We start from the raw sequence: 25,733 nt of genomic DNA on the forward strand, positions 1-25,733 counted from the left end.
TTAAATGTACTTCTACCTGCTGTTTTGTCCCCGATGACACCGCACCGAGGGCCCCTAGGTGATCGTCACAGCACCGTGAGTGACCCACCCGAGGCACAAGTCGAGGGCCCTCCCCGAGGGAGGACGAGGTGAAGAAGGCCAGGCTCCAGCGCTCCGCCGCGCGTGGCAGCTACGCGGCGGACCATGGGCGTGCGACGTCAACGCCTTGCGGCGTCGGGAAAGAAGCTGAGGATTCTCAGATCGAGGGCCGGCGGATCATCACGCGGCGGCGGCTCGAGAACGTGCATGCCCTGCTCGACTCCGCGGACGAACAGGGCCAGTCCGGACGCGACCCCGCTGACGGGGTCGCGGCGCCCGGGTCAACCGAACATCAGTTGCTGGCACTGCCGACCGTGACGGTCGCGTCCTTCGCCGAGAAGCTCTGCGCGATGATGCCCAGCGCCTCGGTGATGTCGTCACCGTTCAACGCGGTGGTGGGATCGATCAGCCACTGGGCCATGATCCCGGTCAGCAGCGCCTGGTTGAACGCGCCGACCAGCGACGCCTGCCGCCCGTCCACCTCGGGGTCGATGTTGTTGAAGAGCATGCCCAGTCCCGGCCAACCCTCGGCGTTGCCGGCGGTCAGCACCTGGCGAACGTCCTCGGCGTGCTCGATCTGCGCCAGCACCTCGAACTGCGCGGTCCACAACTGCTTGTTGGCACCGAACATCTCGACGATGCGTCCCCAGATCGCCTCGTACCGTTCGCGCGGGCCCAGGTGGGCCACCTCGGCCTCGATCAGAGTCTTCGCAAGCTGTTCACCCCACTCCCGAACCGACTGGATGAGTGCCTGGTTCAGCAGGGCCTCTTTGGACCCGTAGTGGTAGCCGATCGACGCCAGATTGGCGCCGGAGGCGGCCACGATGTCACGCGCAGTCGTTCTGGCGTAACCCTTCTCGACGAGGCAGCGCTTGGCGCCGGCCAGCAGGTCTTCTCGATGTCCCATGCGCTCATTCTACCACCTGTCCTATACAAATGTCCTAGACAGTTGTCGAGTAGTTGCGTCATGCGGTCGTCGCGGTCGACGCCACGTGCAGGGACAGGCCCGCCGGGAGGTCCTTGCGGCCACCCACGTTGAGCTTCCGGTACACCTTGGTCAGGTGCTGTTCGACGGTGCTGGGCGTGATGTAGAGGCGGCGACCGATCTCGCGGTTGGTGTGCCCCAGGGTCGCCAGGGCGGCGACCCGCAGCTCGGCCGCGCTCAGCACCGAGCCGACGGCGTCGTCGCCCTCGTCCGGCGCCGCGCTCGGTGTCTCCGCGACGTCGACGCTCCACCGGGACAACCGGTCCAGCAGTGGTGCGGCGTGACACGACCTCGCCTCCTGACTCGCCCGCAGCGCGGCGGACCGCGCCAGTTCCAGTTCGCCCAGCTCGTGGTGCGCCTGGGCCAGGTCGACCAGGCAGCGGGCCAGCTCCAGCCGGTCCCCGCTGGCCTGCAGGTGGTCCAGCGCGGCGTACAGCAGCCGCGGCCGTTCCGCCGGATCGCTGGTGGCCGCCAACACCCGCAGCGACACACCCCGGACCCGACCGGTCACGCCACCGGCCCACTCCAGCTGGGCGGTGACCAGTTCCTTGGCCGTCCACGGCCGGCCCAGCAACACCTGCACCTCGGCCAGATCGCCGCGCCACATGGAGATCACCGGCATGTCCAGCCCGAGGCCGGCCACCAGCTCGCCGCACTCCTCGAAGTCGCTGAACGCGGCCAGCAGCCGGCCGGTGGCCAGGTAGTGGTGGCCGCGGGCGTTCAGGTAGCGCGGGCCGAAGATCGTCTTGAACATGGCCTCCGGCACGATCAGCTGGGCCAGCGCCGCCGCCTGCTCGTGCCGGCCCATCGCGGTGTTGGCCAACATCAAGGTGGACAACGGATATCCGATGAGCACGCCCCAGTTCTGCGGGCTCATCAGCTCAAGCGCGGAGGCCGCCAGCTCGTCGGCCCGGATCGGATCCCCTTGGCGCAGCGCGATGTGTGCCCGCATGCTGGCCAGAACCGCTTGCCACATCGGGGCATTGCGCCGCTCGGCGTCCGCGAGCAGGCGGTCGTTGGCCGCCGCCGCCTCGTCCACCCGGTCCGCGCCCATCAGCACCGACAGCGCCGTCGCCAGCATCTCCAGCGTGGAATCGCCGAGCGCGCAGCTGGCCAGCACGTGCAGCGCGTTGTTGACCAGTTCCTCGCCGCCGCCGTGCTGCATCATCGACGTCAGCGTGACCCGGGCCCGCGTCCACGGGTTGTTGGTGGCCTCCTGCGGCAGCGCCACCGGGGCCGTGCCGTAGACGAACTGGTAGGCCAGGCCGAGTTCCGCCGCGATCTGGGCGTCGGCCTCCGTCAGCGACTCCAGCACGGGGCCCAGCTGCGCGGTCGCGTCGTCCAGCTTTCCCTGCCACAGCAGGTATCTGATGAACGTGACGAGATCGCGGCCGGTCAGCGTGCCGTCGACCAGGGAGTCGTGCAGGGGGGCGAGCCGGCGCGAGGCGGCCAGCGGGTTGACCCGCCACTCCGCCCTCGCCAGCGCCGCGGTGATGAGGATGCGCTCCTTGGCGTCGATGCTGGCCCGCAAAGCCAGGCTCAGGCAACGGATCGCGGTGTCCACGTCGTCGTCGACCAGCGACTGGTCCGCCGCGTCGCGCAGGATCCGGATCGCCCACTGGGCGCTCGCGTCGTCGGCACCGAGCACGTGCCGGGCCACCGTGATCGGCGATGCCCCGTTCCAGTAAAGGAGTTCCGCCGCGTCCCGGTGCATCGTCACGCGTTCGGCCGGGCTCAGGCTGTCCAGCAGCGCGGCGTGCACGGCCGGCCGCTTGAGCTCCGCCGGGCTGAACTGGCCCGAGCGGGCCATGCCGTCCAGGTGCTGCTCGACCAAGCCGCCGTCCATGCCGATCAGCGGGCCCACCATCGCCGGCGTGGCCTGGTCGCCCAGGATCGCCATGCCACGGGCCACTTCCAGGAAACTCGGCTCGCAGCGGTGCAGGCAGGCCAGGATCGCCCGGCCGAACGCGGCGCCGACGTACGGCTGGCCGACGCCGTGCGGCTGGTCCTCGATCAACGCCTTCACCAGCAGCGGCACGCCGCCGCTGACCGCGTGGATGCCGTCGGCCAGCTCAAGCGCGCCGGGGCCGAGCCGCAGCTGCACCAGCTCGGCCACGCCGTGGGCCGATAACGGCTGAAGCGTTAGCTCACGGTGCGGGCAGCCGGCCAGCTCGCCGTGGAACCAGGGCCGCGGCGTCCAGGGCTGCGCGCATTCGCTCAGCACCATCAGCACCGGGATCGTCCGCATCCGGCGGATCAGGTAGAGCAGGGCCTGCAGCGAGGCGTCGTCGGCGTACTGCACGTCGTCGACGAGCATCACCACCGGGCGGTCCTTGGCCAGCGTGGACACAATGGTGCACAGCTCCTGCGCCACGCGGGCGTCCGACGGGCGCATCGACGGGCCGCCGAACTGGCCCGGGTCGGCCGCCGGCAGGATCAGGCTGACGGCGCGCGCGATCACCGACGGCGGCAGGGTGTCGCTGTGGAAAAGCTGGCCCAGCACGCCTCGTTGGAGCGCGCCCTCCGAGCGGGCCCCGGTGGCGCTGAGCAGCAGGGCGCGGGAGTCGACCACGTGGTCGCCGAAGGCGTGCAGCAGTTCGGTCTTGCCGCTGGCGAAACGGCCGCCGACCAGGACCAGCTGGCCCCGGCCTTCGCCGCAGGCGGCGAAGGCGTCCTTGAGAAGTTCCCATTCGCCAGACCGATCGACAAGCTCCATAGTGCACTCACCCCACGTTCGCACTGCTCGCAAAGAAACCCTCATCGAACGCGTCAAGCCCGACCGTAGAATGGCGATGGACCGACGTCAACTAGGGAAAACCGGGGTTAATCGCACCGCCTGCCCGTCCTCGCCGCGACAGCCTGCTCAACAACGTCAGCACGCCTGACGACCGTGTCAACCTAACAGCAGACCCCCTAGGAAAAGGCCAGTCTTGGCCCCATTCCGGAATTGCCGCCATGGCGTCACGGAATGGTCACGAGCCGGGATTTGAACGGGATATGAACGCCCTGCCCTAGCGTCAACGTCGGCTGAGGACCTTGGGGGTCAGGACTATGGCGATGAGCAACGCGGCGGCCGCGGGGGCCGTCCTCACGCTGCCGGCGCGGCGGACCGTCACCGACGGGGTGACGGTCGTCGTGGCCAGCGGCGAACCGGTGGTGAGACTGGGCCTACGGGTGCTGTGCGGCGACTTCGACGTCGTCGGCGAGGCGTCGTGCGCGCGCGATGCCGTGCGGGAGGTGCTGGTGCACCGCCCCGACGTGCTGGTGCTCGATCTCGCCGACAGCGACACCGTGCTGACCGAGCTGAGGCGGTCCGCGCGAGACGTCGCCGTGCTGGCGCTGACCTCGTCCGACGACGATGACTCGCTGCGGGCCGCCCTGCGCAGCGGGGTGCGCGGCTACCTGCACAAAGAGGCCGGCCGCGAGGAGATCGTGCGGGCCGTCGCGGGCGTCGCCGCCGGCGAGATGATCTTCGGCCGGCTGGCCGCCGACCGGCTGCTGGGCCTGGTCGGCCGGCCCCTGAGCGTGGCCACGACGCCCTTCCCCGGGCTGACCGGACGGGAGCGCGAGGTGCTCGACCTCGTCGCCGCCGGGCTGTCCAACCAGTTGATCGCCCGGCAGCTGCGGCTGTCGCCGAAGACCGTCAGCAACCACCTGTCGGCCATCTTCACCAAGCTGCAGACCGCGTCCCGGGCCGAGGCGATCGTGCTGGCCCGGGAGGCCGGATTGGGCACAATGCAGCGGTGATCCGTTTAGCTGAGCCGGCCGACCTGCCCGCGCTGTACGACGTCTGCGTCCGCACCGCCGACGCGGGCGGCGACGCCCGGCACCTGTATCCCGACCAGGACCTGATGCCGACGATCTTCCTGGCGCCGTACGTGGCGCTGGACCCGTCGCTGGCGTTTGTCGTCGACGACGGGTCCCGCGCCGTGGGGTACGTGGTCGGGACCGCCTCCACGGAGGAGTTGGTGCGGCGGTGGCGCTCCGAATGGCTGCCGGCGGTGATCGATCGGTATCCGGCGCCGACGTCGTCGGAGACGCCCACGGATCAGATGCTGGGGCTGCTTCACCGGCCGGAGCGCATGATCATTCCCGAGCTGGCCGAATACCCGGCGCATCTGCACATCGACCTGCTGCCGGAGTACCAGGGCAAGGGCCTCGGGCGGCAGTTGATGGCCCGTTTCCTGGCAGCATTGGCCGCGCGGGGCGTGCCGGCGGTGCACCTGGGGATGGTGACTGCGAACGTGGGGGCGCGAAAGTTCTACGACCGGCTCGGGTTCCACGTCATCGACGTGCCCGATGCCGGGGTGCTGACCTATCTGGGGCGGGCCACTTCCTGAACGCCCCGGTATTCGCCCCGGCCACTCCTCCCGGTCCATTCAGGACGGTTACCGGCGGCCAGGTCTGATTGGTCGACACGATGCATTTCGGCAACGCGTTCATCCAGCCATTCCGACGCCCGTTGGATTAACGCCTCGTCCAAGTCCGTCGGCGTGGCCCTGCTGCTCGGCCAACTGGGCCGTGCGCTCCGTCCAGCGCTGCTCCGCCAGCCAGTCGTCCAGCACGCTCAGCCGCTCCGGTTGAGATGGCACGTCCGGACCCGGCCGGTCTTGCTGGTGCGCCACCGCCCGTAGCGTCGGGTCAAACCGGTTGACCGCCCCGCCACACTGACTGCATGAGGGGGAAATGGACACTGACCACGCGTGACACCGTGGACGACAGGGACTGGGACCTGATCGCGAAGCGAGGCGCACTGTGGCATGTGTTCCTCGAAAACGGGGGCCGCCGGTTCCCCACGAGCCTCTACGACCCCTATCGGACCGTCCAGGACGCAAGCTACCCGCCGCCGTTCTACGAGCCGAATTTCATCCTCGTGCCCGAGGTGACACGAGCGGCAGCCCATGGCGCCGTCGAATGGCTGGCCCGGGACAAGCACATCGACTGGCTGCTGGACCTCGCCGTCGACCCGCCCCAATCGACCTGGTCACTCGACGTGGCGGCCGCCACCGATCGGACCGACATCGACACGCTGGACGCCTGGCTGGTCTACGGCGAGCTGCGCTTCCCCGTGACCTTCTACGACCTGGAGGGGATCGCCGTCGCCGTGGGCTGGAACGACGTCGACCAGTTCGACGCGGCCCGGGAAAAGCCCCGGCCCGTGACCTTCTACGCCCATAACCTCATTGTGCTGCCGGAAGTGACCGAGGAGGCCGCCGCACAGATGGTCGACGACCTCGCTCGCCGCGGCGAGTTCGACTGGCTGCTCAAAGGCGCGTCGACCTAACCGACCCTTCGCCGGGCGAAGCCGTCCAGCACAGACCGAGGAGCGCCCACGGCCGCCTCGACCTCGGCGGCATCCAAGGCGCCGCAGTCGATACCCCGCACGAGCGCGGCACTCATGGCCTGAGCGGTGGCGGGCTCGTCGAGGAACGTGCCGGCGGTCTTGGCCAGGTAGGCGTTGAGCCGAGTGGCGGCCTGAGGGAAAGCGTTGCGGTAGAAAGAGAAGGTCGCCAGGTAGCGAGTCGGGAGCTGGTGCGGATGCAGGTCCCAGCCCTGGTACAGGGCGTGCTCCAGGGACCGCGTCACCAGGCGGGTGTGCAGGCGCCAACCGGCGTGTACGGCGTCGGAGTCGCCGACCGGCAGGATGTTGGTGGAGCCGTCGGAGACGGTGACGCCGGTGCCTGCGGCGGCCAACAGCATGATGTTCTTGGCATGGTCGGCCACGGGGTGGGCCATGGACTGATGGGCGGCGGTGACGCCGCAAGCGGCGCTGTAGTCGTAAGTGCCGTAATGCAAAGCGGTGCAGCGGCCGTCGGAGGCGTGGATTATCCGGGCCACGGTGGCGGCGCCGTCCGGGCCGAGCACGGCCTGGGTGGTCTCGATCTGGAGCTCGAATCGGAGCTCGCCGGGAAAGCGCTCCAACTGCGTGCAGAGCCAGACCATGGACTCGACCTGCTCGACGGACGTCACCTTGGGCAGGGTGACGACGAAGTTGGGCGGCAAGGGATTCAGGTTGTCGAGCAGCAGGGACAGCGTGCGGACGCCGCGGCGGCGGACGGCAGGCTCGAAGCCCTTGATGCGGACGCCGGAGAACGGGGTGGCGGCGGCCGCCAGGACTGCGGCCGCCTCAATGACATGACGGTCCTCGGTGGCATCGTCCGGGGCGCCGTAGCCGTCCTCGAAATCGATGCGCAGATCCTCGATGGGCTCGGTCGACAGCTTGGCCCGGACGCGGTCGTAGAGACCGACGGCGTCCATGCCGGCGGCTTCGGTGAGGGCGCCGGCAACGGGGGCGAACGCGTCCAGGCTGGCCAGGGCGCGCTCACCCCACGACCGGGCGAGATCGGGCAGGACCTGGTCCGCCGGCACGTACACGGTGTGCACGGGCTGGCGGACGCCGGTCGCGCCCGGGAACAGCTTGTCCCGCAAGGCATCCACATCGGACAGTTGGCTGTCCAGTTCGGACACCAGCTTGTCGAGGTCCATCAGTCGATCTTGGCGTAGGCCGGCAGTGTCAGGAAGTCCACGAAGTCGTCGTCCAGGGCGACCTGCTCGAACAGCTCGGCCGCCTCGTCCAGGTGGTCGCCGGACAGCTCGGCCTTGACCTCGGACAGGACCTGGCGCACGAGGTCGGCGGTGACGACCTGGCCGTCGGACAGCACGGTGCCGTTGTGAACCCACTGCCACAGCTGGGATCGGGAGATCTCGGCGGTGGCGGCGTCCTCCATCAGGTTGTGGATGGCCGCCGCGCCGTTGCCGGAAAGCCAGGACTGGATGTACCGCACGCCGACGTCCACAGCGGACCGAACGCCGGCGAAGGTGGCCTCGCCGGGCGTGGACTTGACGTCCAGCAACTGGTCGGCGGTGACCCGAACCTCGGGCCGCAGCTTGTCCAACTGGTTGGGGCGCTTGCCCAGCACCTCGTCGAAAACCTCCTGGCACACGGAAACCAGGCCGGGGTGCGCCACCCAGGAGCCGTCGAACCCGTCGTCGGCCTCGCGGGTCTTGTCGGCACGAACCTTCTCCAACGCGGCCGCGGTGACGTCGGGATCGCGCCGGTTGGGGATGAACGCGGCCATGCCGCCCATGGCGAAAGCGCCGCGCTTGTGGCAGGTGCGCACGAGAAGCTCGGTGTAGGCCCGCATGAACGGCGCGGTCATGGTGACGGTGTTGCGGTCCGGCAGCACGAACTCCTCGCCGGCGTCACGGAACGTCTTGATCAGGCTGAACAGGTAGTCCCAGCGGCCGGCGTTGAGGCCCGAGGCGTGGTCGCGCAGCTCGTAGAGGATCTCCTCCATCTCGAACGCGGCCGGCACGGTCTCGATCAGCACGGTGGCCCGGATGGTGCCGTGGGGAACGTCCAAAGCGGACTGTGCGTGGGTGAAGACGTCGTTCCACAGCCGGGCTTCGAGGTGGCTCTCCATCTTCGGCAGGTAGAAGTACGGCCCGCTGCCCCGGGCCAGCAGCTCGCGGACGTTGTGGAAGAAGTACAGGCCGAAGTCGACCAGGGCGCCGACCGCGGGACGGCCGTCGACGTCGATGTGACGCTCGTCGAGGTGCCAGCCCCTGGGGCGCATGACGATGGTCGCGGGCCGGACGTCGGAGCGCAGCGCGTAGTGCTTGCCCTCGGGTGAGGTGTGCACGATGGTGCCGCGCACGGCGTCGTACAGGTTCTCCTGACCGGAGACCACGTTGTGCCAGTGCGGGGTGTTGGCGTCCTCCAGGTCGGCCAGCCACACCTTGGCCCCGGAGTTCAGCGCGTTGATCGCCATCTTGCGCTCGGTCGGCCCGGTGATCTCCACCCGCCGGTCCCGCAGCGCGGGCGGAGCCTCGGCCACCTGCCACTGCGCGTCACGGATGTGCGCGGTCTCGGGCAGGAAGTCCAGCTTCCGGCCACGCTTGGCGGCGCGCGCGGCGATGAGCTCGTCGCGACGCGGGGCGAACGTCCGGTTGAGGTCGGTGATGAAATCCACCGCCTCCGGGGTCAGGATCTCAGGCACTGTTTTCCTCATCGTGGAGTTTTTCTTCCAGAACCGTCGGCAGCCACGCTACCCTTGGGGTCCAGCCAAGTACAGGGAGACCCTGATCGCATGACGAACAACGGTGGGGTGCAGTCGGTCGAACGCACCTTCGAGCTGCTGGAGCTGATGGCCGAGGCCGGCGGCGAGGTCGCGCTCAGCCAGCTCGCGGCCAGCTCGGGGCTGCCGCTGCCGACGATCCACCGGATCATGCGCACCTTGGTCGGCGGCGGTTACGTGCGTCAGCAGCCGTCCCGCCGGTACGCCCTGGGTCCGCGGCTCATCCGCCTCGGCGAGACCGCCAGCCGCACCCTCGGCGCCTGGGCGCGGCCCTACCTGGCCGAGCTCACCGAGGTCACGGGCGAGACGTCCAACATGGCCGTGCTCGACGGCGACCAGGTCGTCTACGTGGCGCAGGCCCCGTCGCGGCACTCCATGCGGATGTTCACCGAGGTCGGGCGGCGGGTCGACGTCCACTGCACGGCCGTGGGCAAGGCCATCCTGGCCCAGCTGCCGGAGGACGCGGTCGATCAAGTGCTCGCCCGCGCCAAGATGAACCCGCAGACCGAGCGGTCGATCACCACCGTGGACGCGATGCGCACCGAGCTGTCGGTCATCCGCGACCAGGGCTACGCCGTGGACGACGGCGAGCAGGAGATCGGCGTGCGATGCCTGGCCGTGGCCGTGCCGGGCTCGCCGTCCAACGCGGCGATCTCCATCAGCGGGCCCGAGACCCGGATGGGCATGATCGCGGTGGACGAGGTCGTGCCGCTGCTGACCAAGGCGGCCAAGGTGCTGGCGCGGGAGATGGACGCCACCAGGGGGTAGTTCACTCCGTGCGGCGGATACTGGGCCGGTGCCCCAGCCCGGTCAGTCCGCCCTGATCATCCCCGTGCCCACCGCCGCTCCCCTGCTGGCCCACGTCGCCGCCCGGTTCCCGGACGTGGTGCGGCCGGGCGACACCGGCCACGTGACCATGCTCTACCCCTTCACCTCGGCCACCCCGGAAAAGCTGGCCGAGGTTGCGGGCGAGCTGGCGCCGATGGACGTCGTGCTGGACCGGGTGGTACGAGAACCGGGTTTCGTAGCGCTGACCTCTTCCGCGCTGGCGCCGCTCACCGCTCAGGTGCGCCGGCACTGGCCGGCGGTCTTGCCGTACGGCGGCCGCTTCGGGCCGTCGCCGGAGGCTCATCTGACGCTGGCAATGGGCGTCTCCGATGCGGATGCCGCAACCATCGCCGCCTTGGCCGCGCCCGTGCCGGCGAGGCTCGATCAGCTCTGGGTCCTGCGGTACGAGGACACCTGGCAGGTCACCGGCCGCTTCCCGTTCGGCGGCTGACCCCCTTTCCGCCACATGCGCTTCCCACTTGCGCCCTGGCGCCACAGAGGAAGCGCATGTGAGTGGAGCGGGGTCAGGAGGGGCGGGTTTCGGGGCGGTCGATGACGCGCAGCCAGGAGCCGTCGGCCTGGCGGCGGACGAGCTGGACGCGGCCGCCGGTGTTGTCGGAGGGCACGGTGGAGGTGAGTGCCAGGTCGTCGCCCTGATAGATGGTGGGCAGGGCCTCCTCGACGGTGAAGGCGCCGCCACGGGCGACGAGCTGGACCATGAGCTCACGGATGCCGGCGCGGCCGACGGTCTGGGAGCCGGGCGGGAAGGCGAGCACGGCGTCCTCCTCGTACAGGTTGGCCATGCCGTCGACGTCGCCGGCGTTGGCCAGCTCGACGAACAGGCGGGAGATGTCCTCGGGGGTCCTGGCTGTGGTTGTCATGACTCAAGCCTGCGCGACCCCAAGCGAGAAGTCCAAGAACTAGTTGAGCTGGCTACTAGAATCAGTGGTTATGGAACTTCGCCAGCTGGAGTACTTCGTCGCGGTGGCCGAGGACAGCAACTTCACCCGGGCGGCGGAGCGTCTGCACGTGGCGCAGCCGGGCGTGAGCGCGCAGATCAAGCAGCTGGAACGGGAGCTGGGCCTGCCGCTGCTGGACCGCACGGGCCGCACGGTGACGCTGACCGAGGCGGGCGCGGCGGTGCTGCCCTTCGCCCGGGCGGCGCTGGGCGCCGTCGCCGGGTCGAAGCAGGTGGTCGATGAACTGAACGGCTTGGTACGCGGTCGAGTCGCCATCGGCACGATCACGTCCTGTCCGGCGGTGGCCATCGCCGACATGATCGACGGCTTCCACCGGGCGCACCCGGCCATCGAGATCACCCTGTCCCAGGACAACTCCGACCGGCTGGTGGACGCGGTCCGGGCGGGCGCGCTCGACCTGGCGGTGATCGCGCTGAGCTCGTCCACGTCCTATCCGGGCGTGGCGCTGAAGATCTTCGTGGACGAGCGGATGGTCGCCGTCGTCGGCCACGGGGATCCCTTTGAAGGCAAGGAATCACTGCCGATCAAGGCGTTCCGCGACCGTGAGCTGATCAGCATGCCGACCGGGACGGGCATTCGGTCCTGTGTGGACGAAGCGTGCGCGCTGGCCGGATTCACGCCGCGGATCTCCTTCGAGGCCAACGATCCGACCATGGTCATGCAGCTGGCTCGGCGCGGCCTCGGCGTCGCCTTCCTGCCGACGTCGATGGCCGCCGGGCCCGGACTCCACCCGATCGCCGTGGCCAGCCCGGCCCTGCGGGGCCAGTTGGCATTGGCGTGGCGGGAGGATGGTCCGATCAGCCCGGCGGCCACCGCGTTGATCGATCACGGCATCGCCGCGCTCGTTTCCTAGCAGCTGACCAGGATCGAGGTCAGCGCCGAGCACGTGACGGTCGAGCTGTCGTTGGCGGCGTTGCCGTCGGTGGGCGTGCTCGCGGTCCGCGTGGCGGTCACCGGCATCGAGCCGGAGATCGTCAGCAGGCCGACGGTCAGCCGCAGCGACTTGCTGACCGACGCGCCGTTGGCGAGGGCGCCGAACTGGCACGTCGCGGTGCGGGCGCCGGCGTTCACGGTGCAGCCGGGGGCCGATGGCGAGACAAAACCGTTGGCGTAGCTGAACTTCACCGTCGCGGCGCTGGCCGAACCCGGGCCCTTGTTGGTCACGGTCGCGGTGAACGTCACCTCGTGCACGAGCAGGCCGGCCGGGTTGGCCGTCAGCTTGACGGCGAGGTCGGCGCTGCGGTTGCCGATGGCGACCATGTACGGCTGGCTGCTGTCCGGCGTCGGGATCACCGTGCTGACGGAGTTGGTGGCGGTGTTCAGCACGCTGACGCCGTTGCCGAAGAAGTTGCCCGCGTACAGGGAAGCGCCGTCCGGCGTCGCCGCGATGCCGCCGAGAACCCGGGTGGACACCGGGATCGTGTGCGTGACGGTGCCGTGGTCGAGCACCGCCACCGTGCCGTCCGCGCCGGTCACGTACAGCAGGCCCTGGGCGTACACCAACTGCTGCGGGCTGCCGGGAATCGCCGTGACCCCGGACTGCGCGCCGGTCGCTGTGGCGAACCGGGTCAGCGTGTTGTCGGTCTCGTCGACCACGGCCAGCTCACTGCCGTCCGGGGAGACGGCGAGCGCGCTCGGGTGCGGCGTGGCGATCGTCGAGGACTGCGTGTTGGTTGCGGTGTCGATCTTGTAGACGGTGCCGGCGTTGGTGCTGGCCACGTAGACCGCCCTGCCGTCCGGCGTGATCACCGCGACGCCGGAGGCGACCGAGCCGACCTGGACCGTCGCGGACACCGTGTTGGTGGCCGTGTCGATCACGTCGAGCTGGTTGGTGCCGTCGTTGCTGACGTACACGTGCCTGCCGTCCGGCGCGCTCGTGACGAAGTTCGGGGCGCCCGCGACCGGGATGGTCGCGGTCACGGCGTTGGTGGCGGAATCGATCACCGAGACCGCTTCGCTGCCGTGGTCGGCGACGTAGACGCGGCTGCCGTCGGGCAGCACCGCCAGGCCGTGCGGGGTCGTGCCGACGGGCACGGTCGCCGTGATGGCGTTGGTGGCCGTGTCGATCACGTACACCTGGTTCTGACGGCTGTCAGTGACATAGGTGTTGTAGCCGCCCGCGCCGGCGGCCGCGGCCGGTGCGGCCAAGCCCAGGCCCGCGAGAACCACCGCGGTTCCCCCCGCGACGAGTCTTCGGATCCCCTTGCCCGCACCACTCATCTGTTCGCTCCCGTCGACGTCGACGGCCGGCGCCCTCCGCCAGCACATCGGGATTAGCGCGGTTGAGGCCGAAAGGGTTACACGTCACGTTCCGAGGGTGTCCGGCGATAGGACCACTATCGCGCACCCGAGCCAGGAGCAGCCGATGCCGAATCCGGGAGTCGCCGTGCAGGTCGTGGCGGCGATCGAGACCGTCTACGGCCTGCGCTTCCCGATCGGGATGCGCGCGTGGGACGGCAGCCGCGCCGGCGCCCCCGAGGGGCCCGTCGCCGTGCTGCGGTCGCCGCGCGCCGTCCGGCAGCTGCTGTTGCGGCCGGGGCGGTCCGGGCTCGTCGAGGCGTACGTGACCGGGCACCTCGATATCGACGGCGACTTCGCCGCCGGGCTCCGGCACTGCCGCGAACTCGTCGCCCACGTCCACGCCCAGGGTCCGCCCGGTCCCGCCCACTGGCCCCGGCTGATCGGCCTGATCGCCCGCACCGGCGTCGGCGGCCGGCGCACGCCCGTCGAGACCGATCGCCCCACGGTGGACTTCCCCGCGTCCATTTTGGACGACACCTTGGCTCGTTCCTGCGGCTACTGGACTTCCGACGGTCCCGAGTACCACCTGTCCGACGCCCAGCAGGACAAGCTGGATCTCGTGTGCCAGAAGCTGGGGCTGACCAAGGGGATGCGCCTGCTCGACGTCGGCTGCGGCTGGGGATCCCTTGTGCTGCACGCCGCCGAGCACTACGGCGTCACCGCCACCGGCATCACCGTCTCCCCGACTCAGTGCGACTTCGTCCGCGCCGCCGCCGCCAAGCGGGGCCTGTCCTCCTCCGTCACCGTGCAGCGCATCGCCCCTCGCGACATCACCGACGGTCCTTTCGACGCCGTCGCCTCCATCGAGACCGGCGAACACGTCAGCGACAAGGACTATCCCGCCTACTGCGCCACCCTGCACCGCCTCCTGCGCCCCGGCGGCCAGTTGCTCATGCAGCAGACCTCCGGTGGCGGCATGTTCACCGGCTCCTACATGACCCCCGCCATGGCCACCCGCCCCGTCGAGCGCACCCTCTCCCAGCTGCGCGACGCCGGCCTGGAGATCGAGGACGTCATGTCCATGCGGGAGCACTACGTCCGCACCATCGACGCCTGGCGCCACGCCCTCGACGCCAACTGGGACGACATCATCACCCGCACGGGCCCCACCCGCGCCCGCATCTGGCGCCTCCAGCTGGCCGACAACGCCCTCGCCTTTGCCGACGACAAGATGAGCGTCCACCAGATCCTCGCCGTGCGGCCGTAGGTGGGGTACAGCTCGCTGAGCGGAGTGAAGTCGCCGGGCGGGATGGAGCCGGGCCGATAACCCGACCTGACGGAACCGACAGATCAGAGAGACCGAGCAGAGCCGACAACTCCCCCCGGCACCGGCGAGTCCCGCGCTCAGGCAGCCATCAACTCAACACATGCTTGCCCCAGAGCGGGACTCGCGGATCTGCCCGAAACCGTATTTCGGTGTGACGGAGAGCGGGACTCGCGGGGGTTCAGAGCCAGTGGACGGGGAGCGAGACGGGTCGAGGCTCGGCGGCGCCTTCCAAGACCACCACGTCCGACGGGTCGACGGCCAACCGCACGCCGGGGTAGCGGAAGGCTATGCGCTCCAAGGCAATGGTCAGCACCATGACCGCCAACTGGGAGCCGGCGCAGAAGCGTTCGCCCACGCCGAAGGCCATGTGCCGGTTGTCGCGGCGGGCGGGGCAGAACTGCTCGGCGTCGACGAAACGAGCAGGGTCGCGGTTGGCGGGGCCGGTGGCGGCCAGCACGACCTCGCCCTTGCCGACGACGACGGAACCGATCGGCACATCCTCCAAGGCGCAGCGGGAACGCAGGGTGCCGCCGAGGGGAGAGAACCGCAGCAGCTCGTCGACCAGGCGCCGGACCTCCACCCGGGACGAGGGCCACGAAGAGAAGCCGGGACCGGCGGTCAACAAGGTCAACACCGCGTTGGCGATGCCGGCGACCAGGGTCTCGTAGCCGGTGGCCAACACGGTCGCGGCCAGCGGGGCCGGCACGGCGGCGGTCACGGTCAATGCCGTCAACAGGTCGGCCTGCGGCTCGGACACCCGACGCCGGGCCAGGCCCTCCAGGTAGCCGATCAAGGCGCACTGGGCGTCCTCGACCACCGAACCCGGGAACCTGTTCAACGACAACACGATGGACGACCACTCGGCACAACGCGAGTAGTCCTCAGCAGGAACACCGAGCCAGGAGCCGATGGCCCACATGGCCAACGGCGCGGCGTAGGAGCCGACCAGGTCGCCGGAAACCGCAGAAAGCAGGGAATCCGCCTCGCCCACAAGGGAATCCCGCAGCAACCGGCTGGGACACATGCGCATGGCGGCCAGGAGCTCGTCGCGCAAAGACGTGTGCACGGGCGGATCGGTGGTGAACAGCAGCCCGGGCAGCAAACGCCCGGACCGGGTGGTCTCGCCACCGGAAGCCAGCGGCGCCTTGCCGAAACGGGCGTCGGACAGCACGAGGCGCACGTCGGCGTAACTGGTCGCGAGCCAGGCGGGATGACCGGTCGGCGTCAGAACCCGTTTCACGCCACCGACCACCCATGCTGACCCAGCCACCGGCAGCCGTTGTCCACGGCCCGCCGGGCGTCCACCTCGACCAGCACCACGGGAACCCCGCAAGGTCCCAGCGGCAGCGGCTCGGTGAGCACCCGCCCGCCGAAGGCAACCGCGGCCGGCACCGTTGCCGACAAGCAGGTCACCACCAGCCGGGCGCTGTCGCCGTGCCGAAGCCACCATCGGCACGCCGCGTGCACCACGGCCGTCAACACCCCATGAGCCCGTTGCTCCGGCACCACCAGAGCTCGCCCGACGACCGCGAAACGCCCGGGCGCCACCACGGACCGCACACCGGAGAAGTCGTCGTGCAGATCGCCGGAGTGCTCGGTGTTGGCGGTCAGCCGAAGGCTGCCGACGGGCCGGTCGTCCTCGGTGCACAGCAGCTGCACCGCATCCTCGTCGTAGGAGTCCCACACCGGGACACCCAGTCCCGTGAGCGTGTCACGGTAGTGCTTGTCCCGCATCTCCATCACCTGAAGCCTCCGCGGCAGGCTGTTGGCGATGCGCACGTCCAGCGCCCGCCCTGGCCGGCCGTAGCAGCCGATCACGGGGTCGAGCCGGTCGAACGCACTCGTCGCGGCCGCGAACAGGTCGTGGTCGCGAGGCGCGATCACTTCACGTAGTCCGGCAGCACGCGCGGCGGCCAGGTGGCCACGGACAGGATGCCCAGCGCGTAGGCCTTGGAGACCAGCGCGGGACGGTTGGGGGCCTTGAGCTTCCGCAGCATGGCGCTCACGTGGTACTCGACGCCCTGCCGGCTCAGGTAGAGCTGCGAGGCCATCTGCACGGTGGAGACGCCGGCGGCGACACCTTCGAGGATGCGCGCGTCCACGTCGGTCAGGACCTTGCTCTGGTCGACGACGACGCGGCCCGACTTGGCCGGGTTGCTGGGCGTGATGAGGATGAGGATCGAGGCGGCGACCCGGTTGTTGGCCCGCACGGCGACGGCGGTGAGGTTGCCGGCGACGACGGTGCCGTCGGGGCGCATAGCGACGACGTGCTCGGTGAAGCGGCCGCGCTTGCCCTCGGTCAGCTTGGCGAACTGGCGGCGCAGCCCGGCCCGCACGCCGGGGTGCAGCAGATCGGTGAACTCGCGGCCGGTCACCTCGGGCGCGGAGCGGTCGAGCAGGTGGAACAGGTCGGCGTTCGCCTCAAGGACCCGATATGCCGGATCGAGAGCGGCGATGCACACTCCGGAACGCTCGAAAAGCGATCGGAAAAGGTCGTCGGACTGGTCGGCAACCATTCGCCGGTCGGCGAGTTCGGTGACCACGCTCAGTGGCCGACTGTAGGACTCGGACACGAGGACCCCCGGTTGTGTTGGCGTTGACAACGAGGCGGATAAGCCGTTCTTCGAGTACGGAACGATCGTATGAAGGCCAAGTCGACGACGTCTACGGCGTGGGCTCTAGTGGGCACTAACACTGTGGTCGTGCTTCTCTGTTGGTTCGGTGGGGTGGCAGGGGTGCGGTAGGTGCGGTTCGGTCCCCCGCACCCGGTCTGACAACGTTGTCAGTCGGTATGTCCGTGCATGGCCGCCACCAGCCCGGCGCGGCCGGGCACGGCCAGCTTGCGGTACGAGTTGGTCAGGTGCTTCTCCACCGCCCGCGAGGAAACGCCCAGCTCATCGGCTATTTCCCCGTTGGTTCGGCCGGCCGCGGCGAGCATCGCGACCTTGCGTTCGGTCTTGGTCAGCTCGGTCCTCGGGGTGGTGGCACGGGTGGGAGTAGTGGTCCGTACGGGTAGCCAGGGGGTGGACTCGACCGAACCGGCGTGCCTCAGGTGCGCGTCCCCCTCGGCGCCGCCCAGCCGAGCCCCGAGGGCGTGCCGCGCGCGGGCCAGCTCGAGTTGGTGGGCGCTGTTCTCCAACGTTGTAACCGAGTCCCGCAGGAGTTGTTCGCCCTTGTCGCCGGGGGTGATGGCCCCCCACACCCGCAGCGCCCGGCCCATCGCCATGGCCGAACCCCACTCGCGGGCCATCTCGTGCTCGGCGCGGACGAGCTCGACGGCCTCGCCCTGCTCCCCGAGCTGGTGGTGCAGGCCGGCGGCCCAGCTGCGCCACGGCACGACGGCGGGGTTGCGCCAGCCGATGCGCTCGGTGCGCCGGCCCAGGTCGTAGAGGTGGTTGAGGGCCTGCCCGAGCCGCCCGTCGCGGGCGGCGAGCCAGGCCCGGACCATGTGCAGCGGCCACAGGCTGGGCAGCGCCTCGCCGCGTTCGGTGCACTTGGCCAGCAGCCGTTCGGCCAGGTCGACGGCGTCGGTCTCGATGGCCACCATGGCCAGGGCCTTGGTCGGCGCCGAGACGGTGCGCAGCCAGTCGGCGTCGGCCAGGGAGAGCCCCTCGGCGGCCGCGGCGCGGGCCTGGGCCAGCAGGCGGGCGCGCATGAGGATCATGGACTGGTGGGTGGTGATGATCGCCTGCGGCACGACGGCGTTCTGCCGCCGGGCCTGGCTCAGGGCGAGGTCCAGCCACGGCCCGGCCACGTCGTCGGCGTCCCCGGCGACCAGCGTGGTGACCACCAGCGGCACGGCGGCGTGCGAATGGCTCGCCACCGCCGGCTCGTGCTCGACGATGCGGCGGGCCAGCGGCACGGCCTCGGCCGCCGGCAGGCTCCCGCTCAGCGTCCCGGAATGCACGAGAACGGCCGCCAGCTCGCGCTCGCCACGGGTCTCCAACGAGGGATGTTCGCCCAGCTCACGCAGCCTTTCCACGGCCATGGCCAGCCGGGCCGGATTGTCGGCCTGGGTGCAGCGGAACCGGGCCTCCAGCGACAGCGCCAGCTCACGGTCGGTGCCGGTCAGCCTGTCCGGATCCCCCAGCTCGGCCGCGACCTGCGCGATCACGTCCAGCACGGGCGAGGAGGCGACGCCGAGCAAAGGCGGCGCGATTCGCGCCACGGCCAGCGCTCGTTCACGCGTCGAACTAAGTAAGGGAACGGCCTGGGAAATGTGCCGGACGGCGGCGGCCGGATCGAACCAGCATTCCGCGGTGGCCAGATCGACGAGCAGCATGGCGCGATCGGGTCCATCCGATGAACAATCGAGCAAAGCGCGCCGCAAATAGCGAGTGGCCACTTCGGGAGCGCCACGTGACAACGCGGTGTCGGCGGCCGCCCGGAGCACCAGAATGGTCCAGTCGTCCTGATCCGCGCTGATCACCAGCAGGTGCGCGGCCACCTGCTCGGCCGGGTAGCCGCCGGCGTGCAGCAGGGCCGCGGACCGCCGGTGCAGGCGCTCGGCGTCGTCGGCCCGCATGAGCTGCTCGACGGCGTCCTGCACGGCCATGTGCAGGAACTTCGGCACGGGCGTGGTGCAGGCCAGCAGGCCCATCCGGTCCAGCACCCGGGCCGCCTCCACGCAGCCGATCGGGTCCAGCTCGGACAGCTGCCCCAGCAGCTCGGCGTCGGCCTGCTCCCCCAGCACGGCCATGGCCTTGACGAAGGACTGGATGCCGGCAGGCTGGCTGCTCAGGCACGAGGTGAGCCGCTCGCGCAGCTGCGACGGCAGCAGGGTGCGGGCGATCGGGGCGTCGGCGGCGATCGGCCGGTAGCCGGAGACGGCCATGCCCAGCAGCACCGACATGAGGAACATCGGGTTGCCGTCGGAGACCTCGTGGCAGGCCTGGACGAAGTCCTCCTCGCCGGGCTCGCCGAACTCCTCGGCCACCATCAGCCGGGTGCTGGCCAGCGACAGCGGCCCGGGGCGCAGCGTGCGGCGGGCGCCGTCGGTCACGGCCCGCACCAGCGGCCGCTCCGAGAGCGGATCCCCTTCTCGCACCGTGACGACGACGGTCACGCGGACGCCGCCCAGGCGCTTGGCCAGATACCCCAGCCACCGCAGGGAAGGCTGGTCGGCCCACTGGAGATCGTCGACGACCAGCAGCACCGGCCGTTGCAGGCTGATGTTGGTGAGCAGCATGAGCAGGCCGTGCAGGACGGTGTGCCGGACGCCGCCGTCGGGCCGGCCGTCGTCCCACCGCAGGTGTTCCCACTCCTGCGTCTCGTCCGGGCCGTCGAGGTCGTCGAACACCAGGCGGGCCGGTTCGGCCCCGCCGTCCAGCCAGGCGTCGCGCTGACGCTGGTCGACGCCGGCCAGCACCGGCTCCAGCAGCTGGCGTACGAGGCCGAAGGCGAAGTCCTGTTCCAGCAGGGCCCCGTTGGCGCGCATCACACGCGCCCCCTGCAGGCCGGCGAGACTGGGCAAACCACCGAGCAGCGCGGTCTTGCCGATGCCGAGCGGGCCGGTGATCACCATCAGCGAGCCGTGGCCGTCGGCGGCCGCCTGCAACGCCTCGGCGACCAGGCCGAACTCGGTCTCCCGTTCGCACAGCACGGTGGTCAGTCCCTCCTCAGCTGCTCGACGCGGGCCACCACGCTGGGCGCGCCCCACGTCTTGGCCAGCCGGTACTCGGCTGCCAACAGGTTCTCCGCCTGCTCGGTCCGTCCGAGCGCACGCAACGCGATCACCGCCGGGCCCCGCCACGACAGCAGGGCCGGGTTGTCCGCGGTCTTGGCCTGGAGCTGCCGGCCGCACTCCAGCATCATGGCGGCGGCCTGCTCGTGGTCGCCGCCGGCCAGCCGGAGCTGGCCGTGCGCGTAGAGCAGGTGCGGCCAGGTCATGCCGTCGGGCAGGCCGGTCGGGGCCGGGTGGTCACGCGCGATCCGTTGCGCAGTCTCGAATTCGCCCCGGGCCAGGGACAGCAGCACCTGCGCGGCGACCAGGCTCGGCGACACGCGCGGGTGCCAGCAGGCCAGCGGCAGCAGCTCCAGCGCGGTGGCCAGGGCGCGCTCGGCGGCGTCCAGGTCGAAGTTGCGGGCGAACAGATCGGCGTAGGAACTCCAGGCGTACGCCGCCAGCGCGCGGTCGGTGGGCAGCCGCAGGTTCCCGATCAGCGTGCGCAGCGCTGTGCCGGCCTCGTCGACCTCGTCGGCCACAGCCAGCGCCCACGCCGCGCAGGTCCGCGCGCCGACCGGGCCGTCGGAGGCGATTGCCTTGCGCGCCAACACCTTGCACAACTCGATGTTGCGGCCGGCGGTGGCCAGGTGCCAGGCGGCGACGCCGGCCTGGGTCGGGTTCTCCGGCTCCGCGACCAGCGTGGCCGGGCCGTCCAGGCTGATCGGCATCGCGGCGTCGTCCTCGGCCAGCCAGTGCAGCGCCAGGAGCTGGTCGGTGGATTCCTCGTCCAGACGATGACTGCGGTAGGCGGTGGCGGTGAGCCGTCGCACCAGCATTCCCGCGCCACGGGCGAAGAGCAGGTCGGCGGCCCGAACTCGCAGCGGCCCGATCTCCGGCCCGCCCTCGGAGACGATCACCTGACCCAGGTGCCGGTCGGCCGCCTCGGTGCTCTCCAGCAGCTCGATCTCGCCCAGCTCCAGCAGAACCTTGGCGTGCGCCACCGGATCCCCGGTCTCCCGGGTGGCCCGGGACAGCAGCTTGGTCGCGGCCACGGTGTCGCCGGCCAGGTTGTGCCAGGCGGCGGCGCGGCGCAGCACGTCCACCGCCCACGACTCGCCGATCGCCTTGGTGCCCAACAGGATCGCCGCCACGCCAGTGTCCTCGGCGGCGCTGAGATGCCCGAGCCGCGCGGCATGGACGTGCATCGATTCACGTTGGGCCACGGGCATTCCGGCCAGCAGCCGATCAGCCGAGACCCAGGCCGCCAGCAGCGGCCGCCCGCCGCTCGTGGTCAGGCCGGCGTTGTGCAGCATGGCCCGGGCCCGCGGCGCGGACCAGGAGTGCAGGCCGCCGACGGTGCACACCAGGTCGAAGTCGAGGATGCCGTTGCAGATGGCGATGGCCCGCAGCAGCAACACCAGTTCGGCCGGCAGGCCGTCGATGGTGCGGGACACCAGGTCGCTGGTCGCCTCGGCGATGGCCTCGCGCAGCTGGGGAACGGCCTTGTCGTCGGGCAGGACCCGTTGCGCGCTCAGGCGTCCGAGCACGGCCCGCAGCACCGCCGGGTTGCCGCGGGTGGCCTCGGCCGCCACCGCCGCGAATTTTTCGCTGACGCCGTCGGGAAACTCGCGGTCCAGCACCGCACGCACGGCCGCCGCGTCGAGCGGGGCCAGCCGCAGCTGGTGGGTGGCGGTGATGGCGGTCTCGGCCAGGTCGGCCCCGCTGCGCACGGTCAGCAGCAGCACCAGCCGGGTGCCGGTCATCCGCCGCGCAACGCCTTGCAGCCAGCGCAACGACTCCGGGTCGGCCCACTGCGCGTCGTCCACGATCGCCAGCAGCGGCCGCTGCCGCGCCGGGGCGAGGAACTCCCGGATGAGCTGGCCCAGCGCCGCCGGTCCGGCCCCGTTACGCAAGAGGTTCCACTGTGGACTGTCGGGCGGCAGCAGCGGGGCCATCAGCTGCGCCACCACGCCCAGCGGCGTGTCGGCCTCGCTCGGCGACCCGGTGGCGTGCACGACCTTCATGCCGACATCGGCGGCCAGCGTGTCGGCGCAGGCCGCCAGGGCCGTGCGGCCGATGCCGGGCGGGCCTTCCACGGCGACCACCGCGGACCGCCCGTCGGCCGCCCCGGCCAACACCGCTCGCAGCAGGGCGACCTCGATCTGGCGATCGGCGAGCGTGTCGACAAAAGCCGGGGCGCGCGACATCATGGCCGCCGGTTTACCGCTCGGCTCGGAGCATCGCGGTCAGCTCGGCCCGACCGGAGACGCCGAGCTTGCGGTACGAGCTGGTGAGGTGGACCTCCACCGTGCGCAGCGCCACGAACAGCGACTCGGCGATGGCACGGTTGCTCAGCCCGTCGGCCGCCATCGCGATCACCCTCCGCTCGCTGCCGGTCAACGCGTCCATCGGGGAGTCGGTGTGCTTGCGCACCCGGCCGCCCGCTTCCACCACCAGTTTGCCGATCTCGGCCAGCTCGGCGCGTTCCCCACTTCGGGTGGCGACGTCCATCGTCGCGCGCAGCACCTGCCTTGCCTGCCGCACATCACCCGTCCGCAGGAGTGCCTGCCCCAATCGGTGCCCGGCGCGGATACGGTCCGGCACCGCGCCGCAGGCCTCCAGCCGCTCCACGGCCGCGGTCAGCGGGGCCACCGCGTCGCGCGGGTCCTCGGCCACGACACCGGTGACGAGCGCGACCAGACCGGCGGCCTTGGGGATCGGCCAGCGCTGCTGCACGCCGGCGCTCATCCGCTCGACCAGCTCGGCGGCCTCGTCGCGACGACCCAGCTCGACCAGGATGTCCACGGCCTCGGGCCACCACAGCACGTACATCGGGTTGGTGATGCCGGCCTCGTCGATGCTGCGTTCACAGCGCCGCAACATCTCCAGCGCCCCTTCGAGATCGCCGAGCTGGCGCGAGACCTTGGCCCGGACGAGCGCGTAGTTGTACCACTCCCAGCCGAATTCCTCGTACCGCGGCCGGACGACCTCGCCCAGCAGCTCCAGTGCCCGGTCGGGCTGCCCGAGGTCGGCGAACACGCCGGCCTGCGCGATCTGAGGCAGCGTCAGCAGCAGGCCCGGCAGCTCCTGCCCGGCGACGTCGGCGGCGGTCTGCGCGTCGGCCACGGCCTCGGCCAGTTCCCCGCGCCTGCGCTGCATCACGGCCCGGAAACCCAGCGCCATCACGTGCATCACCGGCTCGGCCCGCCGCCGGGTCTCGGCCAACGTGCGTTCCAGGCCGGCCAGCGCGGAGTCGATGTCGCCGGCCATCTCGAAGGCCAGCGAGGCGCCGAGCAGGGTCAGGCCGTCGACCGAGACGTCCGGTGTCTCCATCACCGTACGAGCGCGGCGCAGCACCGTTTCCACGGAACCGCCCTCGAAGGCCGACAGCATCGCCATCAACGACAGGGTCAGCATCTCCGCACCGGTGTGGCCGGGCGGGTCGGGCAGCGCGCGGGCCCGCGCGGTGGCCAGCGGCAGCGTGGAGCACTCGTCGGTGGCCGACATGAGCAGCGCGCCCTCGGCGAGCATGCGCAGCTCCTGGTCCGCCGGACCGGGATCGGGCCCGATCACGGCGTCCAGCTGGTCGATCACCTCGACGAGCAGTTCCACCGCCTCCTGCGAGGAATACACCGGCTGTGCGGCGCGGGCGAACAGTGCGGCGACGGGCGTGCGTTCACGGGGATCCGACAGCCGGCCCAGCACCTCGCGCAGCGCGGGCAGCGCGCTCGCCGGGTCGACCTGCGCGAGCAGGCCGGCCAGGTCGATCTGGAGCCTGGTCCTGGTGTCGACGTCCAACCATTTGGATCCTAACGCTCGCTGCAAGTAGCCGATGGCCGCTTCGGCGGAGCCGCGCCGGTTGGCGCTCGTGGCGGCGTCGCGCAGGACCGACGGCATCCACGGCTCGTCCACCGGCGTGAGCAGCAGGTGGCCGGCGACGACCTCGGCCGGCTCGCCCTCGTCGCTCAGCAGCCGCGCCGCCCGGGCCCGGGTGGCGTGCAGCTCCTCCTCGGAGATGCCGCCCAGGATGGTGGTTCGGACCTGATCATGGACGAAGGCCTTGCGCTCCTCGTCGAGCACGTCGCAGCGGACCAGCAGGTGCAGAGCGGTGATCACGGAGCGGACCGGCACCCGGCACAGCGCCGCGATCAGGTGCGGCTGCGCGGTGCCGACGAGCGCGGCGGCGCGGGCGACCTCGGTGACGTAGTCGGGCTGGTTGCCCAGCGCGGACACCACGGAGGCGGTCAGCACGTCCTGGCCCATCTCCTGCACCAGCCCGGCGCTCTGCGCGTCCGGCTGCACGCCGTTGCGCCGAAGCTCACCCAGCAGCCGGTACAGCAGCAAAGGGTTTCCACCGCTGACGTCGTTGCAGCGCGCGGCGAACGCGGGCGCCGGCACCTCGTCCAGGCCGGCGGCGATGAGGTCGACGACATCCTCGGTGCCCAGCGGGCGAACCTCGACGGCGGTGCAGCACTCGTGCGTGGCCAGCTGGTTGAGCAGCTCGCCGTCGTCGACGCCGGTGCGCTGCGCGACGACCACCAGCAGCCGCAGGTTGTCGGCGCGGCGCAGCAGGAAGTCCAGCCAGCGCAGGGTGGAGTTGTCGCACCAGTGGCCGTCGTCGACGATCAGCGCCAGCGGCTGCTCGCTCGACAGGCCGACCACGAGCCAGTAAAGCCCGTGCAGCACGGCATATCCGCCGCTGGGCACATCGCCGTCGCCGGCCGGGGTCAGCGCCGAGCGGGCCCAGCGGGCCGCGCCCGTCACCATGTCCTGATCGATGCCCTCGAACAGCGCACGCACGCCCGCATAACCGGAGCCGCTGCTCACCTCGGCGCATTCCGCGCGCAACACCCGCATGCCGCGGGCCGCGAAGCGCTGCTCGGCCGTGCGCAGCAGCTGCGTCTTGCCGATCCCCGACGGCCCGCGCATGATCACGGCCTGGCCGCGCCCGGCGACGGCGAGCTCGGCCTTGGCTTCCAGCTGTGCCAGCTCGTCGGCCCTGCCCAGCAGGACCCGACCGACCGCGGGTGCGCCGTTTTTGTCCTGTATGGACGAATCCGGTGCCGCGCCGGCGGAGACGAGCCTCCGATCCGGGTTCAGGGCAGACCGCCTTCCCTCTCGCGTCTGGCTGCGACGACCCACTGCTTATCAGGACAGCCGCCATCCGGCGGTGAAGGATACCGAAGCCCTGCCCTAACGGTCCCGAAAATGCCGACGATCTGACCTTGATCAGACGTGACCACGCGACACCCCCCGATGACACCTAGGGTGAGTGGCCCAGGGGTTCCTACACCACCGTCGATGATGTAAACACGATGATTGCCGGCCGATGAAGTTTTGTTGAGCAACCGCCCCCCTTCGGAGCACGGTTCGGTGTGGTCGGGCGATCGGCCGGACCGGCGGACGGCCCAGTGCCCGGGCCCTGGGCATCGCCCGCCCGCGTTGTCGCGCTCCACCGGCCAATTGTTCGAAGTAAACGGGTGTCACCTTTTGCCAATACCCGCCGTTCCGAATGCCTGCTTGGTGAAAAAATCGCAAGATTGATCTTGAC

At 70.7% G+C, this 25,733-nt stretch carries 19 protein-coding genes; 7 read left to right on the forward strand and 12 right to left on the reverse strand.

Translation table 11 applies throughout. From position 1 onward, the window contains the following. Positions 1-370: 370 nt before the first annotated feature. Both AB0M73_RS24525 and AB0M73_RS24530 read right to left on the reverse strand, forming a co-directional pair. Entirely contained in the window at positions 371-985 is a 615-nt protein-coding gene (locus AB0M73_RS24525) for a helix-turn-helix domain-containing protein (RefSeq protein ID WP_363894427.1), read from the reverse strand. 58 nt (positions 986-1,043) lie between these two features. Beyond that, positions 1,044-3,779 carry an AAA family ATPase gene (locus AB0M73_RS24530; protein ID WP_363894430.1) on the reverse strand — a complete coding sequence of 912 codons (2,736 nt, stop codon included), beginning with the start codon at positions 3,777-3,779 and terminating at the stop codon, positions 1,044-1,046. 341 nt (positions 3,780-4,120) lie between these two features. On the opposite strand from AB0M73_RS24530, the gene AB0M73_RS24535 reads away from it, so the two are divergent. The 3 genes from AB0M73_RS24535 to AB0M73_RS24545 all read left to right on the forward strand — a co-directional run bounded on the left by AB0M73_RS24535 (position 4,121) and on the right by AB0M73_RS24545 (position 6,347). Further along, positions 4,121-4,810 (forward strand): response regulator transcription factor, encoded by a 690-nt coding sequence (locus tag AB0M73_RS24535; protein WP_363894432.1) that lies wholly within the window; start codon positions 4,121-4,123, stop codon positions 4,808-4,810. After that, positions 4,807-5,403 carry a GNAT family N-acetyltransferase gene (locus AB0M73_RS24540; protein ID WP_363894435.1) on the forward strand — a complete coding sequence of 199 codons (597 nt, stop codon included), beginning with the start codon at positions 4,807-4,809 and terminating at the stop codon, positions 5,401-5,403. The genes AB0M73_RS24535 and AB0M73_RS24540 overlap by 4 nt, the downstream gene beginning before the upstream one ends. 335 nt (positions 5,404-5,738) lie before the next feature. Beyond that, complete coding sequence (locus tag AB0M73_RS24545; protein WP_363894438.1) at positions 5,739-6,347, forward strand: hypothetical protein; 609 nt, start codon at positions 5,739-5,741, stop codon at positions 6,345-6,347. On the opposite strand, the gene AB0M73_RS24550 is transcribed toward AB0M73_RS24545, so the two are convergent. Further along, positions 6,344-7,549, reverse strand: a complete 1,206-nt coding sequence (locus AB0M73_RS24550; RefSeq protein ID WP_363894441.1) for an aldolase — start codon at positions 7,547-7,549, stop codon at positions 6,344-6,346. The two genes, AB0M73_RS24545 and AB0M73_RS24550, sit on opposite strands and share 4 nt — an antisense overlap. Continuing rightward, positions 7,549-9,063 carry a malate synthase A gene (gene aceB / locus AB0M73_RS24555; protein WP_363894444.1) on the reverse strand — a complete coding sequence of 505 codons (1,515 nt, stop codon included), beginning with the start codon at positions 9,061-9,063 and terminating at the stop codon, positions 7,549-7,551. Before aceB ends, AB0M73_RS24550 begins: the two co-directional genes overlap by 1 nt. Positions 9,064-9,153: 90 nt before the next feature. Between aceB and AB0M73_RS24560 the strand changes: the two genes are divergently transcribed. After that, positions 9,154-9,909, forward strand: a complete 756-nt coding sequence (locus AB0M73_RS24560) for an IclR family transcriptional regulator (RefSeq protein WP_043724397.1) — start codon at positions 9,154-9,156, stop codon at positions 9,907-9,909. A 28-nt stretch (positions 9,910-9,937) separates the two neighbouring features. Beyond that, positions 9,938-10,420 carry a 2'-5' RNA ligase family protein gene (locus AB0M73_RS24565; protein WP_363894448.1) on the forward strand — a complete coding sequence of 161 codons (483 nt, stop codon included), beginning with the start codon at positions 9,938-9,940 and terminating at the stop codon, positions 10,418-10,420. Between the two features lie 73 nt (positions 10,421-10,493). Here AB0M73_RS24565 and AB0M73_RS24570 read toward each other — a convergent pair whose 3' ends face one another. Beyond that, positions 10,494-10,850, reverse strand: coding sequence for a nuclear transport factor 2 family protein (locus tag AB0M73_RS24570; RefSeq protein ID WP_363894451.1), 357 nt, complete (start codon positions 10,848-10,850; stop codon positions 10,494-10,496). Between the two features lie 70 nt (positions 10,851-10,920). Here AB0M73_RS24570 and AB0M73_RS24575 point away from each other — a divergent pair, with 70 nt between their 5' ends. After that, a complete protein-coding gene (locus AB0M73_RS24575) occupies positions 10,921-11,802 on the forward strand; it encodes a LysR substrate-binding domain-containing protein (RefSeq protein WP_363894453.1) in 882 nt (293 codons plus the stop codon). Here AB0M73_RS24575 and AB0M73_RS24580 read toward each other — a convergent pair. Continuing rightward, the gene (locus AB0M73_RS24580) at positions 11,799-13,118 is read right to left on the reverse strand and encodes a beta-propeller fold lactonase family protein (protein WP_363894456.1); all 1,320 of its coding nucleotides are present in this window, start codon (positions 13,116-13,118) and stop codon (positions 11,799-11,801) included. The genes AB0M73_RS24575 and AB0M73_RS24580 overlap by 4 nt on opposite strands. A 196-nt stretch (positions 13,119-13,314) precedes the next feature. Here AB0M73_RS24580 and AB0M73_RS24585 point away from each other — a divergent pair, with 196 nt between their 5' ends. Then, positions 13,315-14,457: a class I SAM-dependent methyltransferase gene (locus AB0M73_RS24585; RefSeq protein WP_363894459.1), complete on the forward strand. Its 1,143-nt coding sequence runs from the start codon at positions 13,315-13,317 to the stop codon at positions 14,455-14,457. A 238-nt stretch (positions 14,458-14,695) separates the two neighbouring features. On the opposite strand, the gene AB0M73_RS24590 is transcribed toward AB0M73_RS24585, so the two are convergent. The 6 genes from AB0M73_RS24590 to AB0M73_RS24615 all read right to left on the reverse strand — a co-directional run bounded on the left by AB0M73_RS24590 (position 14,696) and on the right by AB0M73_RS24615 (position 25,324). Beyond that, entirely contained in the window at positions 14,696-15,757 is a 1,062-nt protein-coding gene (locus tag AB0M73_RS24590) for a cytochrome P450 (protein ID WP_363894462.1), read from the reverse strand. Continuing rightward, the gene (locus AB0M73_RS24595) at positions 15,754-16,401 is read right to left on the reverse strand and encodes a hypothetical protein (protein WP_363894465.1); all 648 of its coding nucleotides are present in this window, start codon (positions 16,399-16,401) and stop codon (positions 15,754-15,756) included. The genes AB0M73_RS24590 and AB0M73_RS24595 overlap by 4 nt, the downstream gene beginning before the upstream one ends. Beyond that, positions 16,398-17,090: a LuxR C-terminal-related transcriptional regulator gene (locus tag AB0M73_RS24600; RefSeq protein ID WP_232241209.1), complete on the reverse strand. Its 693-nt coding sequence runs from the start codon at positions 17,088-17,090 to the stop codon at positions 16,398-16,400. The genes AB0M73_RS24595 and AB0M73_RS24600 overlap by 4 nt, the downstream gene beginning before the upstream one ends. 209 nt (positions 17,091-17,299) lie before the next feature. Then, on the reverse strand, positions 17,300-20,119 hold the full coding sequence (locus AB0M73_RS24605; RefSeq protein WP_363894468.1) for an AAA family ATPase: 2,820 nt from the start codon (positions 20,117-20,119) through the stop codon (positions 17,300-17,302). A 5-nt stretch (positions 20,120-20,124) separates the two neighbouring features. Next, positions 20,125-22,392 (reverse strand): AAA family ATPase, encoded by a 2,268-nt coding sequence (locus AB0M73_RS24610; protein WP_363894471.1) that lies wholly within the window; start codon positions 22,390-22,392, stop codon positions 20,125-20,127. A gap of 10 nt (positions 22,393-22,402) precedes the next feature. Then, positions 22,403-25,324, reverse strand: coding sequence for an AAA family ATPase (locus tag AB0M73_RS24615; protein ID WP_363894474.1), 2,922 nt, complete (start codon positions 25,322-25,324; stop codon positions 22,403-22,405). Positions 25,325-25,733: the final 409 nt, after the last annotated feature.

The organism is Kutzneria sp. NPDC051319 (assembly GCF_040682195.1).
In the GTDB taxonomy this organism is placed as follows: domain Bacteria; phylum Actinomycetota; class Actinomycetes; order Mycobacteriales; family Pseudonocardiaceae; genus Kutzneria.

What these genes read in the sequence shown, in the direction of transcription:
- AB0M73_RS24560 (WP_043724397.1), top strand. Translation starts at nt 9,154, where the DNA reads ATGACGAACAACGGTGGGGTGCAGTCGGTCGAACGCACCTTCGAGCTG.
- AB0M73_RS24535 (WP_363894432.1), top strand. Translation starts at nt 4,121, where the DNA reads ATGAGCAACGCGGCGGCCGCGGGGGCCGTCCTCACGCTGCCGGCGCGG.
- AB0M73_RS24545 (WP_363894438.1), top strand. Translation starts at nt 5,739, where the DNA reads ATGAGGGGGAAATGGACACTGACCACGCGTGACACCGTGGACGACAGG.
- AB0M73_RS24585 (WP_363894459.1), top strand. Translation starts at nt 13,315, where the DNA reads ATGCCGAATCCGGGAGTCGCCGTGCAGGTCGTGGCGGCGATCGAGACC.
- AB0M73_RS24550 (WP_363894441.1), bottom strand. Translation starts at nt 7,549, where the DNA reads ATGGACCTCGACAAGCTGGTGTCCGAACTGGACAGCCAACTGTCCGAT.
- AB0M73_RS24610 (WP_363894471.1), bottom strand. Translation starts at nt 22,392, where the DNA reads ATGATGTCGCGCGCCCCGGCTTTTGTCGACACGCTCGCCGATCGCCAG.
- AB0M73_RS24530 (WP_363894430.1), bottom strand. Translation starts at nt 3,779, where the DNA reads ATGGAGCTTGTCGATCGGTCTGGCGAATGGGAACTTCTCAAGGACGCC.
- AB0M73_RS24570 (WP_363894451.1), bottom strand. Translation starts at nt 10,850, where the DNA reads ATGACAACCACAGCCAGGACCCCCGAGGACATCTCCCGCCTGTTCGTC.
- AB0M73_RS24575 (WP_363894453.1), top strand. Translation starts at nt 10,921, where the DNA reads ATGGAACTTCGCCAGCTGGAGTACTTCGTCGCGGTGGCCGAGGACAGC.
- AB0M73_RS24525 (WP_363894427.1), bottom strand. Translation starts at nt 985, where the DNA reads ATGGGACATCGAGAAGACCTGCTGGCCGGCGCCAAGCGCTGCCTCGTC.